10 protein-coding genes are annotated in these 16,892 nt (G+C 45.8%); all 10 read right to left on the reverse strand.

Going from position 1 to position 16,892, the window contains the following annotated elements; translation table 11 throughout:
• Positions 1 to 6 precede the first annotated feature (6 nt).
• Entirely contained in the window at positions 7 to 1,095 is a 1,089-nt protein-coding gene (hpsC, locus tag NDA03_RS18565) for a hormogonium polysaccharide secretion pseudopilin HpsC (RefSeq protein ID WP_348238814.1), read from the reverse strand.
• 30 nt (positions 1,096 to 1,125) lie between these two features.
• Positions 1,126 to 1,815 (reverse strand): hormogonium polysaccharide secretion pseudopilin HpsB, encoded by a 690-nt coding sequence (gene hpsB / locus NDA03_RS18570; protein ID WP_190410645.1) that lies wholly within the window; start codon positions 1,813 to 1,815, stop codon positions 1,126 to 1,128.
• Positions 1,816 to 1,862: 47 nt separating this feature from the next.
• On the reverse strand, positions 1,863 to 6,848 hold the full coding sequence (gene hpsA, locus NDA03_RS18575) for a hormogonium polysaccharide biosynthesis protein HpsA (RefSeq protein WP_348238815.1): 4,986 nt from the start codon (positions 6,846 to 6,848) through the stop codon (positions 1,863 to 1,865).
• A gap of 598 nt (positions 6,849 to 7,446) precedes the next feature.
• A complete protein-coding gene (rpmB, locus tag NDA03_RS18580) occupies positions 7,447 to 7,683 on the reverse strand; it encodes a 50S ribosomal protein L28 (protein ID WP_190410643.1) in 237 nt (78 codons plus the stop codon).
• A 94-nt stretch (positions 7,684 to 7,777) separates the two neighbouring features.
• A complete protein-coding gene (gene htpG, locus NDA03_RS18585; RefSeq protein ID WP_348238816.1) occupies positions 7,778 to 9,790 on the reverse strand; it encodes a molecular chaperone HtpG in 2,013 nt (670 codons plus the stop codon).
• Positions 9,791 to 9,984: 194 nt separating this feature from the next.
• Positions 9,985 to 10,623, reverse strand: coding sequence for a methyltransferase type 11 (locus NDA03_RS18590; RefSeq protein ID WP_348238817.1), 639 nt, complete (start codon positions 10,621 to 10,623; stop codon positions 9,985 to 9,987).
• A 47-nt stretch (positions 10,624 to 10,670) separates the two neighbouring features.
• A complete protein-coding gene (locus NDA03_RS18595) occupies positions 10,671 to 11,846 on the reverse strand; it encodes a glycosyltransferase family 4 protein (RefSeq protein ID WP_348238818.1) in 1,176 nt (391 codons plus the stop codon).
• Positions 11,847 to 11,864: 18 nt separating this feature from the next.
• Positions 11,865 to 13,040, reverse strand: a complete 1,176-nt coding sequence (locus NDA03_RS18600; RefSeq protein WP_348238819.1) for a glycosyltransferase — start codon at positions 13,038 to 13,040, stop codon at positions 11,865 to 11,867.
• Positions 13,037 to 14,047, reverse strand: a complete 1,011-nt coding sequence (gene hpsE, locus NDA03_RS18605) for a hormogonium polysaccharide biosynthesis glycosyltransferase HpsE (protein WP_190675211.1) — start codon at positions 14,045 to 14,047, stop codon at positions 13,037 to 13,039. Before hpsE ends, NDA03_RS18600 begins: the two co-directional genes overlap by 4 nt.
• A 97-nt stretch (positions 14,048 to 14,144) precedes the next feature.
• Positions 14,145 to 16,808, reverse strand: a complete 2,664-nt coding sequence (clpB, locus tag NDA03_RS18610; RefSeq protein WP_190427932.1) for an ATP-dependent chaperone ClpB — start codon at positions 16,806 to 16,808, stop codon at positions 14,145 to 14,147.
• Positions 16,809 to 16,892: the final 84 nt, after the last annotated feature.

The following is a 16,892-nucleotide window of genomic DNA, read 5'->3' on the forward strand; positions in this document are numbered from 1 at the left end:
GCACGATCATTTAGTGAATAGAAAACCACGGCCTTTAATTTGAATAGTTGCGGTAGGGAAATACACCGACTGAGGACTATAATTAGGCGCAGTATTTTGAATTCGAGCTAAAGCATTGCCCCGGATAAAAACCTGCGCCCTGTTGTTTAATGAGTCTACACAGGCATAAAAGCTACTATTGTTGATTCCTAGAGCATTCACACTAGCAGGTGATGGTACTGCTTTTCCTAAGGGGGTGGGTGGAGTTGTTGTTGTATCTTGAAAAACTGTTCCGCAATCTACGCGCGTTGGTACCCCTGGTGTTACTGAAGGAGTTTGGTCAATATAATCAATCAGTACATTGGTTGGATTGCTGTAATTGCTATTAGCACCATTGGCATTCGTTTGCAGCTTCTGCCACTGATTCATTTTCTGCTGAAGAGTGCCAGAGATGCTTAAGTTAAATAGAGCGAAACCATCATCAGGTCGTTTCTTTGTACTTGCTGTATCTGCAAGGTAAGGGGGGCTATTGGCAGGAGGATTAGGATTCCTAACCCCGTCTTTAATTTCAAACCTACCGATACGAGCAGCAGGTGACCAAGGAGTCTGAACACCATTACTATCTTTGATAAGATAGTAGGCCACAAGGGAGTAGACAAAGGCGTCGTCACAGTTATCTGCTGCACCCCCTGCTGGTGGACAGTTAGCAGCAGCCGTGTTAACTGGTATTACATTTTCCCTCTGCGTTCGCCTCCAAAATACAAGAACTGGTACGCAGCTATTCGTGGTACCACAACCATTAGAGCCAGAAGCAGTGGGTGGTAGTTGACTGCTAATCGCGGACAACCCAGCATCGTCATAAATATAGACTGCTTGTTCTAAATCTTGAGCGATATAGTCGAGGGCTGCTTTGGTTTCTTGCTCGGAGTTTGCCTTAGCTTGTTCTTTTCGATCTGTATCCAGGATGTTGGTCATAAATCCCAGCAATGGTCCAATGACGAGGACGGAAAGAATCATCGCCACTAGCAATTCGATGAGGGTAAAGCCGCCTGTCTTTTGAGCCAGCTTAGGGCGTTTCAGCTGATTGATTAAAAGAAATTTCAGTGAATTGATCATGCTGCGGGTCCCCTTTTGGTTGATAGATATTTAGCAACCAGAATTAGTATTGCTAGGATTTCTCAGGCGTTGGCACCAATCACTAAAATTGGTGTCCTTAGTAACAATTTCTGTTGTTGTTTCTACTAATGGTGCTTTGCGATCGCCTAGTCCCCCAGTGTAAGCCGCTTGAGTTACTTTCTCAGATGACGTATTTCTCTTCAACGTAACCGTATCGCTAAAAGCATCTGCTCTATATACTCGCACCCCGAGACGGTAGCCAGTTTCGGCATTAGCGCTTGTAGTAGCTGTGCGAAAACCCTGAACGACTAAGTCCTTAGGGCTATTAGCGCTACAACCAGCAGTCTCATCAAGATCGACACAATAAACACTAGCTGGCGACGAGCAATAAGTTCCACCTGTATTGCAGGTTAAAGTTCCTGAGGGAGCGTTAGCGACAAGAAAACTACTGCTGCCAGCCGTAGCAGTGGGAGCGCTGCCAACCGTGGTCGTGGGAGCAGATATCGCTCCCGACCGAACGCCGTCAATGTAGGTTTTTGCCGCCTCGGTTGCCCGTTCCACGCGCCTTGCCTGAACCCGTGTGGCAGTCGAGAGGACAATAACGGGTGCCAACCCCACCATCAAGACACTCACGACGATAATCGCCAGCAACGATTCAATGATGGTGAAACCGGCTTGACTGGAATCAGGGGGATGTTGCTTCTGCTTTCGGGGAATCATAGGGGTCTCCAACCAGACATTGTCATTTGTTAAGTAAGTCCTTATCCTTAGGGGCAGCCGCTACTGGGGTGTTGGCTGGTATCGATTGCGTAGCCAGTGTAGTTGTAGTTATTAGTCATGCCTGTTCTTTGACCAGGAGACGCACACAACAGCGTTTTCACCCAAGGGTCATCTCGGCCCACTTCCCGATAGAACTCACTTGGCTCGCCCGCAGACGGTGTAGTGATCTGTTGGGAAAATAAATCAGGCAGCTGAGATAGCAGCCCTACATCGAAGCCCCACTCACGTCTGGGTGCTGAATAATACGGTGTTCTACCCCAACCAGTGGCACCAGATGGTGTATTATTCGCAATTCTGTACAACTGTGGGTATCCAAAAATCCCTGCCGGAGTCACTGTAGGGGTTAGAACAGATAGGAAGGGAGCTGTGGCATAGCTAGTACGTTTGAATTGAATAAACGAACCGTTGATTCGAGCCGTTGATGGACTGCTGTTGTTGTTGTTCCAGTTTTCTAGGAACATTACAAAGTTGGGCAGACCCCCATTGAACTCAGCAACTGGTGGTGTGGTTGCTGTAGTGTTACGTATGGGATTATCGCCTGCGGCGATGATTAGATTAAATGTCGTATTAGCATCGGGTTTCTGCATCCAGGTTTCCTGTTCACCAGAGCCAGCTACAGAAGGGAAGAAACCACCGTTAGGATTACCAGTTGGTGTATGAATTTGCAGCATGGGCACTAACAGCGGCTGCTGAGTGGTTCCGACTCCCCCCGACCCTGCTAATGGTGTTAGATAGAACAGTGGAAGATTGTTACTGTATCTTCCCCCTGCCGGAGCGCTTGGATTAGCATTATTTGTTGTTTTAAACCACAGAGCGTTATCCGCTGCCTCAGGAAATTTAGCACTAGTATCAACACTAGGTGTAATGCCTGCTGGTAGGCCTAAGATGGCGGACTGAGTGTAGGTATAGTAGCGTACCGTACCATTTGAAGCAATTCCTAAAGGAGCTGGCCTACTAGAAGCATCTAGCACCAGATTATTATTAGCAGGATTCCGCAGGAAAGCAACGCGACGAGGATAACGTTGCTCTGCTGGATTGAGAGGATATCTAGCTGTTGTCCCCGCCCCCTTTGTAATTGCTGTACCCTGAAGCTGAGCTACTAGAGTACCTGCTGGTATAGTGCTAGCTTTTATGTCTGGTCCCCCATTTATATTAACCACCCAGTCTTTAGGCTGACATTCCGAAACCAGCGGTTTCCGGCAAATTTCCATCACATACTCTGGGAAATCCGTCCGTCGCTGAATCGGAGTGACGAAGTTGTTTACGTAGGAACTGCCTTGCTGTCCCCCAGCTACATCAAAGTCTTTAGGATAACCATTGCTGGGATCGAACCAATCTGCACTGGTGAGGTAATTGTTGTCAAAAAAGCCATTTAACCTACGACCTGCGGCGACAGTTACCTGTTCCTCGGTAATAACCGTAGCATTCGGTTCGATAGTACCATTACCATTTAAGTCAATACCAACTGCGGTCTCACCGAATGGTAGAGGATCTAGGTAGTCATTATCACTATTAAAGTCATAGCCCCCAAAACGCAGATTGTTGCCTAGATTATCTACATTCTTCCTCAGGTCATAGTCTCCTTCATTGCGGAAACCGAACCTAAAATTGTTAGAAAGTGGGGTGACAGAATCAGCAAGTACCGTTGCAGGTCGCCATAAGTCACCTGGGTTGCAATTCAGCCCAGGCTGACCATTGCGACAAGCAAAATTAGCTTCTTTAGCGTTACGGTTGTAGAATTGGTTTCTTGTCCAGGCAGGTGTGTTTGCTAACTTCAGGTCGCTAAACTCTTCCAAAAGAGTTCCATCCGGTTTTTGGTGCTGGTTAAAGGTATTCGTACTATCAGCCTTGACATAAACTGGCAAGTTAGTTGCTAAAATCAGGCCCTTTTCCGTCTGCTTGTAGGTGTTGTCACCATTACCGAACCCAGTACCACCACGCGCTAGAATGCTGCCGTTAATTAGCATAATCCCATTTGGACGGCGGGCAGGGTCAAGCGCAAAGTCAACTGGGCTGTTGAGCTTCCGGGTTGCTAGACGTTTTTGTTCTTCTAGTAGGTTAGGGGGTGATGCGGTAGGTGCTGGATTATCTCCTGGCGCGCTTAGATCCGGCAGAGCATCATCACGAGTGGCATAGATAATTCCACTGTCTGGCAGGAGGTACTCTGGTTTTGGCGTAGTTGGCACAGGTGATGTACCGGTAATTCCTCCTGTTGGAGAGCGTCGCAGTAAATCTAGATCCAGTACAGTAGTGCGGATTTCTAAGGGCTGACGCTCTTCAATGCTGAGATCGTAGTTGCTTGGTATTGCATCACTACCCTCAGTTGCCTTGACTTGTCGAGCATCTAGAAACGCTGTTTCGTAGATTGCCCCGTGGGGAATGACGCTAGCATTGGGAGTTAGAGTGCCATCGGCAATTTGCAGGGCACAGAGAGTGGAGTCAATGGCAGATTGGTGGGCTAAAGTCAGTGGTTTGGGTGTGTCTAACTGTTTCAGTGCTGCCCGGAGTGGCTCGTTCGCGAAGCGTCCATTCGGGAAGATCAGGTTAGCTTGATAGTTGAGTTTTGCCCGTAAGCTGCCAGTTCCACTAGGCGGCACTGGTGCTGGAGTTGTAAACACACCCTGAGCATTTCGCGAGCCAGCTCCTATAGTACTGGGAGTTTGGGCAGAAACTCCGTAACTGATGCCGTTGTTAGAGAGACCGGCAGAGCCACTAACACCGGGCACCATACTTGGGGGCAGTCCCGTTTGGTTCTGAGCTGTTGCGCTGGTGCTGGGGTCGTAGTAGCTGCTGACACAAGCGATTGGTCTTTGCTCAGGAGCTGTAGAGACTGGATAAGTTGAAGAATAAGGATAGGCACTAGCCCTATAGTGATAAACTGCCGTGGCTCGCATCAGCAGATCGCCTCTTTTGTCGAGAGGAAGAGCGGGAATGCCATCTTTATTCGTGTCTTCCCACATGGGCATAGAATCAGGCAAGACAACTGTAAACCCGGTTGATTCGTCTTCCAGGGTTGAGTAATCGTCAGCAATCGGGAAAGAGGCCGGTGGTTTAGGCAGGAAAGAGTTGGTTGGATCGTAAATGCCAGCTCCAGTGACAACGCGCAACCCTCCAACTCCAGCAAGTGCTATGTCCGGTTTCTCCGCAGCTTTTCTCTCCCAGAAACCATCCCGATCGGTGTCGCCTAGATCGGATAAGGGTACTGCCTGGGTCATGCGGGTACGCAGCTTGGAGGAGCTTTCCCAAGTTGTACTTGTATCAACTTGTTGGGTTGTTTGAGTGTAGAAATCTGCAAATTTTCCTTTTGTCTTGTCCCACCATTTGGCTGGCAGACCGTTGCCAACCAGGATGCGATCGCCAAGTTTTGTTTCCGTTCCGTTTATTTTGGTTGGATCTTGTGCAGGTGGCTGAGTCTTCACAAGCGTCAGCGAGTTATTACTACCCCCAGTAGTCACCCCAGTAGCTGCGTCTGGAGTGACCGGATAGCTCAAGCTATCGACAGGTCGCAAATTATCTCCAGTACCTTGCAGGTCTGAGGCGGTCAATGGATTGGGGTTCGCAGTTGCAGCCACTTCAGCAAAAGGAACGCGACGCATCCGGTCTTTAAAGTAATTTTGTAATGCTTTGTTGGGATCAACACCCCCGGTAATTTTTTTTTGAATTTCTGGTGGTATAGATGTCGTGCTTTTTACTAAGTCGTCAATACGTTTAGCATAGGCTTGGCTATTGTAGGTTGCTTCAGGGGTTGAGTTACTGACAGATGGATGATCCGTGCTTAAGGTTGCAGGCCCATTAGGCACGTTGTTTTGCTTAAACAAATCAACTGCAACACTGCCCGTAGCTCCGCCCTCGGCACTTCCAATTAGCAAATTACCGCCAACAGTAATCTTGCCGTTTTCTTCTTTATAGAAGCATGAATTTTTGCTGCTGACTTGATAATACTGAATAGCAGCACCCCTACTGCCTGTGAGGAAGTTGCCGTTCGTCATGATGCGACCGTTTATCCTTAGGGGCGAACCAGGGGTAATCTCTAAGTCATCTTCATATACAACGGCATTATTAGTCAGAGGAATCCGAGCTTGGTCTTGTTGGTACTCTAGAGCAGAAAAGCCTTTGTTCCCCTTATAAGCCTCATAGTCGCCCGCAGGAGGAGTGACAATTGGAACTGTTGTACTAAATACGAAGAAACTTTTTTCTAGATTCCCATCTGATGATTTGTACCAACCAGAACTACCCACTAAGCTAGCGCTCGTACCCCCTGCCGTACAGCCATCACCTGCCGAACTACTGTTCATCGGTGGCGTTCTGGCTTCCAGGAAGGTTCTTGGTCTGTTGGCATTGACAGTAGGGCTGCGGAAGTAGAGGCCGTAGAGGGTATAGCTATCAAATTTCCCGTTGTTATCCGTATCAACCGGAAATCTCCAAGCAGTGGTGAGAGTTTCGTCATTTTCTAATGAGCTAGCTCCAGTACCGTTAGGAGCTGTAGCTTCAATACTTCCGTTTGCACCTCCCCCTGCTCCGTTGCCAAAGTTATGAACAAGCTTCAGAGGTGTTTCATCACCCAGCGTATAACTGGGTAGATTGCCAGCAATAGCGTTGTGTAGAGCGACATCCGTTGGCGTTGACCGCGGAAGCGTCGGGTCTGCCAGTAATTGTTTGATTTTTGCTTTAGCACGGTCGATTCCTGGTCCTGCGGCTGCCAACACTGCCTGATTGACTCTCACGTTGCTGGCATTTTTGGAACGATCAAACGACCGGAACACCATCGCTGTCGTCAGCAAGATGACGACCAGGATCACCATCGTCACCGTTGGCAAGATAAATCCAGACTTGGCAAGCTTTGAGCTTCGACCGATAACCATTAAGCTCCGCAAGAGCCAGTTCATGAGCGTTTTGGTAATCACTCTTGCTAGCTGCATCATTTGTCGGACAAGATTCTGGATAGCTTTAACTAGCTTGTTGCGGGATGACATGGCTGCTTTCCTGTCAAAGGTGAGAGATTAGTGGAATGAAGAGTTTAAAACTTAAAAAATTAAGAACTAGCGTTGAAAAGGCTGAATGCCTGAAATTTCGCCTTTTATGAGGTGAAGGGAAGCTTCATCAAAAATTTATAGTTCAACATTTCTCCTCTGTCTTAACAACCCAATTTCTGGTGGGCAACCGGGAAACTACGCACTCAGATGTTTAACGGCTGTTTAACGGCTTGTTAAATTTTTCAGTACCTTTCCGGAGTAGAAATGTCCGTTCCGTATTTTGGAATAAAGGCTAGATGTGCGCTTCCCTCAAGGGATAGATTTAAGAGTCCTTATAAACCATCTTTGCAAACATAGCGTTTAGCTTCAACACAACTTAACAAAAAATCGGGGTAGATTCACTGTAGTTAAGATACCCAGATGTTGTGCAAAACCTATCATCTCTAGTAAAAAAATAAAGAAACTGCCCAACACGCACCATGAAGTGAGGTATCAGGCAGCACATAAATAACAAAGTGTAGAGACATCGCAGGCAACGTGCTCTACTAGAAGCCATAAGCACTCAGGGATTCTCTAGAGGCTGTACTAATAGTGTGTACTAATAGTGATTCAGGTTAATTCCCGCTTCTTTAGCCATCGTTTGCAGACCCTTTAGCTCTAGAGTCTTGATTGCCTTCGTAGAAAGCCTTAGCTTCACCCAGCGATTCCCTTGAGGCCACCAAACCCGTTTCCATTGCAGATTTGCTTCCTGTAGCTTTTTGGTACGCCGGTGAGAGTGAGAAACTGCATAGGCATTATTCGCCTTTTTGCCGGTCAGCTGACATTTGCGCGACATAGTCTAATCTCCAGATTTTCGGTCGTTATTTAGATATAGCTTTTAGATTGTACCCAAGCTATTGCTTAGGTGGGCACTGCCCACCCATACTCGCCTAGCGTTCTGTCAGACGAGTTAGCACTTGATTCGACCGTTCCACAAAGGATTTCATCCCTTCAGCGTCAAATCCTTTCTGAGCCATTAGCGCCAAATCATAGATATGCTGGCACATCAGATTAGCCAAATCGCCGGTGGGCGATTGACCGTCACCTTGGATAATACTACCTTGGCTCAACTGAACTAGATTTTGAATCAGCGGGTGCGCGGTATTTACCACTAAGGTGTGTTCTTCGGGAAACTCAACGTTTTGCTGCTGCATCAATGCGTTCATCTCCCGCAGACGTCGCAAAACTTCTGGCAAGAGTACCATTGCTGGTGGGGTTCCCTGAGGATCATCAGACTTGAGCGCCTCGGTGCGGATGTTCAGTTTGGGCTTGTTGAGGGCTTTCTGGAATAACTCTTTGATGTGTTCTGAGCGAGTTTTGTTAGTTTTGGGGTCAACAATTTCTCCTGCTTTATCCTGGTCAAGCAGGGTTTGGTCGAGGTCAGAGTCTACGCGGGAGAACTTAACATTCGGATGTTCATGCTCTAGGAAGCTGATGAAGTGAGAGTCTATGAAGGAGTCCATAAACAGGACTTCTAGACCTTGGTTTTTGTGTAGTCCTACGTAGGTCGCCTGGGAGACTTCATCGGTGCAGTAAAAAACTCGATTTTCGTGGCGGTCTTTATTCCGTTCCAGGTACTCTTTAAGGGTGGTGTAGTTAGTGGTGAGGGCTTCGGACTGAGGGCTGAGAGGTGAAGAATCCGAGGTTTGACTTGGGGTCACTTCTTGCCAGACATCGCCCTCTTGAGATTGCACTTCAACGGCTGGAATATCGGATTGAGCAGTTTCTGGAGCCGCAGGTGTAGGGTTCGCAGTGGTGCGATAAATCAGGATGTCTTCGACTTGCTTTTTGAATTTGTCGTCGTTGAGGGAGCCGAATTTGACGAAAGTGCCTACGTCTTGCCAGCAGCGGATGTACTCGTCGCGATTTTCGCGGTAAAGTTCTTTCAAGCGATCGCCTACTTTCTTGGCAATGTAATCGGCAATTCTCCGCACCGTCCGGTCGTTGGTCAAGGAACTGCGGGAGACGTTCAGGGGGATGTCAGTGCTATCAATGACGCCTCGCAGCGGCAGCAGGAACTTGGGGATAACTTCTTCGCAGTGGTCGCTGACAAATACTTGATTGCAGAACAGCTTAATTTGCCCTTTGGTGGTGTCCACATCCGGCTTGAGCTTCGGGAAGTAAAGAATCCCGTTCAGGATGAAGGGATAGTCGGTGTTAAGATGCACCCACAGCAGCGGCTCTTCTTGGAAAGGGTAGAGGTAGCGGTAGAATTCTAGATAATCTTCTTTGGTCAGATTTTGGGGCGATTCCTTCCAAGGTGCCTTTTGGCGGTTGATTGTCTCTCCGTCCAGTTGGATAGCTACTGGCATGAAGTCGCAGTAAGTTTTTACCAACTGCCGAATCCGCATTGGTTCCAGGTATTCCACTTCCTCATCCTGAAGCGTGAGGGTGATGGTGGTGCCGCGTTCAGTTTTTGGTGAGTCTTCTAACTGAAATACGGGTGAACCATCACAAGACCAGTGGACGGCGGAAGCTCCTTGCTGGTAAGAAAGGGTATCAATCTCGACTTTTTGGGCCACCATGAAGGAGGAGTAGAAGCCAAGACCGAAGTGACCGATAATTTGTTGATCTGCGCTGGCTTTGTACTTTTGGATAAATTCTTCGGCGCTAGAGAAGGCAACTTGGTTGATGTATTTCTTGACCTCCTCTGCCGTCATGCCGATACCGTTATCCGAGATGGAGAGAGTTTTTTTGGCTTTGTCAATTGCGATTTTGATTTCTGGTTCGCCCAGTTCGCCGGTGAATTCGCCTGCGAAGGAAACCATCTTGAGTTTCTGGATGGCATCCACAGCGTTTGAAACCAGTTCCCGCAAGAAGATCTCGTGGTCTGTGTAGAGAGATTTCTTGATAATCGGGAAAATATTCTCGGTATGAATCGTGATTGTGCCTTGTTCCAGCATAGTTAGGGATCTCTAATTCGCTTGCTTGGAGTATCTTAAATATTGATTGTGAGCGATCGCTGTGGGTTCTGAGTAGAGGGAAGAGCTACTTAACCCTATGGGATTCCCACCCATAGAGATGCGGATTTCCCTACTTTCTAGTTTAGTAAGGGAAATTGTAACTAGGCGCGATCGCTCAATCCCCGCTTAGAAGGCTAATTATTTATGCTTTTTTCCAGTACGAAAAAGTAGTGATAGGGGTTTAAGGGGTCGATAAATTCCCTCTTAATAGTAAGACCGGCTTTTTCAATTGAGTTAACCAGACGTTTCTTCGGATAGCCTTTGAGTCCCATCTCCCAGTAGTGTTCATCAGTCAAAGGCTTTTGACTCCAAAAAAGTGGAATCCAAACAAAAAAATACTTGGGTCTTAAGGACAAAGAAAATTTAAATTGAACTGACAAAAATCTACTTCTATATGGAACCGAAATTACTAAAAATTTTTTAGTTGCATCTGCCAGCTTTTTGAGGGCTTTTTCTGCATCCTCATAAGGGATATGCTCTAATACTTGAAAGATAGCGATCGCATCAAATTCTTCTTTGGGTAGCGAAAAATTACTTCTTAAATCCAGCATTAGATCAGGATTTAGATCCACATCAACATCAGCTGTAGTGACCTTATATCCACCTCGCTTGAGCATTTCTGTAAAAAGGGAATTAAAAATTCCGACTTCAAGGATGTTGTTGACTTGTCCTCCCAAACCTCTAATAAGACGAGCCTGGTTATAATAGCTGATGAGCCGGTCTTTTGATATGTATTCTTCGCTCGAAATTTTAGGTGTGTTGATGCTCTCCATAAATACTGTCTAAACTAATAAATTATTCAAGTTCATAATTACATCTATTACATTAGTAGATTTTTTAATGTTTCTTTAACATTTTTGCTTGCAACAGCCCAATTAAGTCTATTTTGATACTCATTAAATGATGAAAGAGCTAGTTTTTTATATTCTTTATAATTTTCTAACATGGACAGAATATAGTTACAATATTCAGATATATGAGCGTCTATTGCAAAAGTTCTTCCATTCAAATTATCTTTAATAATTGTTGGTATGCCACCTACATTTGTTGCTAAGCAAGGAACGCCAAAAGAGTTTGCCTCGCAAAAAACCACTCCATAACATTCAGCGCGTGACGGTAAAATCAAAAAATGAGAGTCAGCTAACAATTTCTGAATTCTTTTCTCGCCTTCTGTTGTAGATTTATTTATAAATCCTAAGGACTTTACATAAATTGGAAGTGATAAAGATTCATTAGTCATAGGCTGACAGCCCACTATTGTCAATTCAGTACTCAAACCTCTTCTATTTAACTCTTTAGCTACTTCAAGTGCTACATCTCCTCCTTTCCTATACCAGTCAACTCCTAAAAACAATAATTTACAGGGGTTTGAAGCCCTAGATTCCACTAGATTATGAATATCAGCAGTAGTTCGAGTGCAACTTATATTTGCTCCTGAAGGAACTACTTTCACCTTAGATGGAGCAATCCCGTAAATATTAATAGCTGTCTGAGCAGCCCAATCCGACCAATATATTACTAAGTCACATTTATTTAAAGCATCATTTTCCATTTTATATATATTTTTCTGAGTTTCACTGCATAAGTTGCTCAAATAAGGATAAAAATTAATCAATCCAGCTAAGGTTGAATCTGTCCATAAAACTATTGGCTGTTTACATTCAAGATAGGCAATAGGTATGGCATTTTCTGGGCAAAGAACTATATCTGAATTTAATCTGGACAATTTTTTAGAAACTTGATATGCATAATCTTTAAGCACTAACGGTTCTGCCCATCGATAGTAATCTTTTTGAAATAAGTTTCGGTAAAAACTCCACTTACTTCTTGTTACTAGTGAAAATTTCTTCTTTAAAGGCCCAATGCAGTCAACTTCGACAGACTGATTAGTTAGAGATTGAGCTATGTGATAACCAGCACCACAAAGTCCTACTAGATTTTTAGGCCAAGTTGAACTATTAAATATATCATAAGTTGTAATATAGCCTATTTTCATAACCTAAATTAAACGCTTTTAAACTAAAGTACTAAATATTTTCTTCGCGAGTTTGCTAGCAGCTAACCAATTTAATCGTTCCTGATACTCATTGAAGGAAGACAATGCTAGTTGTTTATAATTTACATAATTGCTAAACAAACTAGAAATGTATGTGCAGTATTCATTAATATTGGCATTTAGTGGAAAAACTTTTCCATTTAAATCATTTTTAATAATTGTCGGTATGCCACCAATGTTTGTAGAAATACACGGAACACCAAAAGAGTTTGCTTCACAAAACACATTACCATAAGCTTCGGCTCTCGAAGGGACAATCAAAAAGTGGGATTCAGCTATTAAATTATTGATTCTGTTTAGTCCTTCTTCTGTAGATTTACTAATAAAACCAAGACTCACGACAAAATTAGGAGGAGGATTTTCTTCGATTGGCTGACATCCAACAAGCGTTAATTCAACATTCAAGCCACTTTTATTTAACTCTATAGCTACTTCTAGAGCGACATCACCACCTTTTCTAAACCAATCCACGCCTAAAAACAGGAGCTTGCATTTATCCAAGGGTCGAGATTCAATAATCTCCTTGATATCGTCTAAGGTTCTATCACACTCAACATTTGCTCCTGACGGAATCACTTTGACTTTAGAAGAGTCAACTTGGTAAGTATTAATTACAGTCTGAGCAGCCCAGTCGGAGGAGAATATAGCTAAACTGCATTTATCTAAAGTAAGTTTATCCATAGTAGTTAATTGCTGGATGGTCTCGCTACACAGGTTACTAAACTCAGTATAAAAGTTCATCAATCCAGCGTAAGAAGCATCTGTCCAAACTACAGTGGGTTGCTTACAGTCAAGATAAGAAATTAAATTGATGTCTGGACATAAAACGATTTCGGGATTAGCTCGGAGAATTTTTTGGGCAATTTGGGATGCATATCCTTGATTAACAACGGGTTCTGCCCAAGAAAAATATATTTGTTTAGATATATGCTTATGCCAGCGATTCTTTGCCTTAGATAATAATTTTAAAGAGGGGGAGTACATCTCCTCAAGAGGACCAATATACTCTATCGATCCCAATTGCCTTTCCAGAGCTTTCGCTTTGTAGTAATTAGTCCCACAGTGCCCAATTAAGTTGCGAGGCCAAGTACGGCTATTAAAAATGTCATAGTGAGTAGCGTATGCTATCTTCATTGACTTTGTTCAAAATTTGCGTTTACGTTAATGAAACCTTTAACTGGCATTTTTTTATATATTACTAAAAAAGGGCTATAAAGTTGCCCTAATTGGGACTGAAATTCACAAGCTTGCACAATATTATTGGGTAGAGAATTTTTATTTTTTAGGTAGTAAATTAATACCTTTAAGCTATTGCGTAATGTAAAAAATGGTATCAAAAAAGGTAGGAAGGGACGCTGCCATCGATAAAACCGAGTGACTCGCGTGAGATGATTGGAAAGGCCATATCCATGAGCCAGTCTGAGTAGATAGGCTTGTTCTAATCGATATGGGGGAATATGATGCCAAATCTCCATTTTGGGATTGTGCCAAACTTCCCACTTACTATTTTGAATATAGAACATTATTTCGGCATCTTCTCCGGCAGCCATTGTTTTCTCGTCTCTGCCAGGTATTAGGAGTTTTTCTGGAGGAGGAACGGCGTCTTGCCATGCCTGCTTCCGGATGACTGAACCGGGTGCAGCAGGAATTCGGCGCGGTTTATCGGAACGCTTGTAGTGAAAAGGCGTTGCACCTCGGTTATAGATAGTAAGATACCCTTTTATTTGCTCAAAGTAGGGGGGTGGTAGTTCATCGAGTTTGGCATGAATAATGCCACCATAGGCTCCCACTTGAGGGCGATCGCTACCAAAGCGATAAGCTTCGGCTATCCAGTTATCTGCTGGTAGATTATCATCATCCAAAAATCCAATCAAGTCGCTGCTTCTAGCTTCCTGTACGGCTCGATATCGCGCATAGGCAGCGCCTTGTTTGGCTTCAAAAATATACCTCAACTGGCTATCTTGACGCCAATTGGTTGCATAGCGAGCAACGACAGCAGCAGTATCGTCATTGCTGTTGTTGTCAACAACTAGCACTTCCCAGTCAATATCCTCTGTACCAACTTGATGAAGCAGTTGATCTAGAACTTCGGGCAGACGTTCTGCACCGTTATATGTGCAAATGGCTACAGTAAAGTCCACGGATATGTTCTTGGCGTTGTCGCATCAATTTTGGCTGTTGTATTGCTTTCAGACTAACAGTAGAGACGTTTAGAGGCAACGTCTCTACTGATGATTGTTAAATGATTTGAGCTTCAAGGAGGCTGAGGGACTGTTTTTTGCTGAAAGTCAGCGTATTGTCCACACAATCAACCAAGATGGTGTCGCCACTCACGAAGGTATTTTCTAGCAGCGCTGTGGCGAGGGTATTTTGCAATTCACGCTGAATGGCGCGTTTGAGAGGACGGGCACCATAGATCGGATCGTAGCCAACTTCCGCCAAGTGGTCTTGGGCAGATGCCGAGAGTTCGATGGTGATTTTTTGATCGGCTAGCAGCTTCTCAATCTGTTTGATTTGAATACTAACAATCTGGCGCAGTTCCGAACGTTCCAGCCGGTGGAAGAGAATAATGTCGTCCACGCGATTGAGGAATTCGGGGCGGAAATGCGATCGCAAAGCATCCGTTACTTTCTTCTGCATCAATTCGTACTGGTCCTCGTTCCCCCCCAGATCGAGAATATGCTCGCTGCCGATGTTACTTGTCATCACAATCACCGTATTCCGGAAATCTACCGTCCTGCCTTGGGAATCGGTAATTCTTCCATCATCCAGCACTTGCAGCAAGATGTTGAACACATCGCGGTGGGCTTTTTCCACTTCATCCAGCAGCACGACCGAATAGGGGCGACGGCGAATTGCCTCAGACAGTTGACCGCCTTCTTCGTAACCGACGTACCCTGGAGGGGCACCTACGAGGCGAGAGACAGCGTGTTTTTCCATGTACTCGGACATATCAATCCGTACCAGGGCCTCCTCGCTGTCAAACAGGAACTGAGCTAAGGCACGGGCTAGCTCGGTTTTGCCCACCCCTGTTGGCCCCATGAACAGGAAAGAACCGATCGGGCGACTAGGATCTTTCATCCCTGCGCGGGTGCGACGGATAGCAGCAGAAACGGCGGCAACGGCTTCTTGCTGACCGATCACCCGTTCGTGGAGATGAGATTCAAGCTGGAGTAGCTTTTGCCGTTCCGACTCTAGCAGGCGGTTGACTGGGATACCCGTCCATTTAGCGACAATTTCGGCAATGTCGTCTTCGCGTACCTCTTCCCGCAGCAAGGCAGCACCACGAGATTGCAGTTCCAACAGTTGGGCTTCTTTGGCTTCCCGGTCGCGTCCTAAAACCTCCAACCGTCCATACTTCAGCTGAGCAGCTTTGTTAAGGTCGTAGGCGCGTTCTGCCTGCTCTATTTGCACCCGGAGTTTATCTTCTTCCTCCTTCACTGCGTTAATGTCTTCTAAGAGCTGTTTTTCTGATTGCCACTGGGAACTGAGTTGAACTTGTTTTTCGCTCAGGGAGGCAATCTCTTGTTCAATACGCTCTAAACGCTCTTGAGAAGAACGGAAGGCACCCACAACGGTTGTTAAACCCGTCCGTTGACCTTCTCCTTGCAGGGAGAGCTTTTCCATCTCTAGCTGCATCACCCGTCGGTCAATTGCCTCTAGTTCTACCGGCTTGGACGTAATCTCCATTTTCAGCTTGGCAGCAGCTTCATCGACCAAGTCAATTGCTTTATCTGGCAAAAACCGCTCGGTGATGTAGCGATCGCTCAAGCTGGCGGCGGCAACTAAGGCAGAATCGGTAATCTTCACGCCGTGGTGGACTTCGTAACGTTCTTTCAGCCCCCGCAGAATCGAAACCGTGTCTTCTACGCTGGGCTGATTAACATAGACTTGTTGAAACCGGCGTTCGAGTGCCGCATCTTTTTCAATGTGCTTGCGGTACTCGTCTAGGGTCGTCGCCCCAATGCAACGCAGTTCTCCCCGCGCCAGCATCGGTTTGAGCAAGTTACTCGCATCCATTGCCCCTTGAGTGGCACCAGCACCAACCACCGTGTGCATCTCATCAATAAAGAGGACAATCTGACCGACTGAATCGATGACTTCTTTTAGCACCGATCTGAGGCGGTCTTCAAATTCTCCCCGATATTTGGCTCCCGCAATCAGACTCCCCATATCCAGGGCAATTAGGCGGCGGTTCTTCAAAGATTCAGGTACATCGCCGTTGATGATGCGCTGGGCTAACCCTTCTGCGATCGCTGTCTTACCTACTCCTGGTTCCCCAATCAAAACGGGGTTGTTCTTACTCCGGCGAGATAGCACCTGCACCACGCGGCGAATTTCCTCATCTCGCCCAATTACGGGGTCTAACTTACCGGATTTGGCTGTTTCTGTCAGGTCGCGCCCGTACTTTTCCAAGGCTTCATAGCGAGCCTCTGGATTTTGGTCTTTTACTTTCTGCGTACCCCGAACCTCTTTGATCGTTGCTTCTAGCTTTTGCCGATCGAAGTTGAAGCTTTTGAGCAACCGGCGTCCGATGCGGTCATCTTCGACGAAGCCGACTAATAGATGTTCTACCGAGATGAATTCGTCCTGCAAGGTAGTTCGTGAGGCTTCAGCTCGGTCTAACATGACATCTAAGCCCCTCCCCAGGTACAACTGGTCAACGACAGCGACTTTGGGCTGGCGTTGGGTGAAGGCTTCGAGTTGCGACTTTAACGCCTGGATGTCCACATTGACTCGACTCAAAATCCGATTTGTCAGCCCTTCTTCTTCTTCCAGAAGCGCGATCGTTAAATGCTCTACCTCTAGCTGCTGATTTTTGAATCGACGCGCCACATCTTGAGATTTGATGATGGCTTCCCAGGCTTTCTCAGTAAACTTGGCAGGGTCAGTAGGCTGCATTTTATAAAACGAATCTCAGTCGAATACCGTGTCTCACACGTCAGTATAACAATCTGGAGTCAATGGCTCATTGCTAGATTGCGA

Origin of the sequence: Trichocoleus sp. Lan, from assembly GCF_039961855.1 — a bacterium.
Taxonomy (GTDB): Bacteria; Cyanobacteriota; Cyanobacteriia; order Cyanobacteriales; family FACHB-T130; genus FACHB-T130.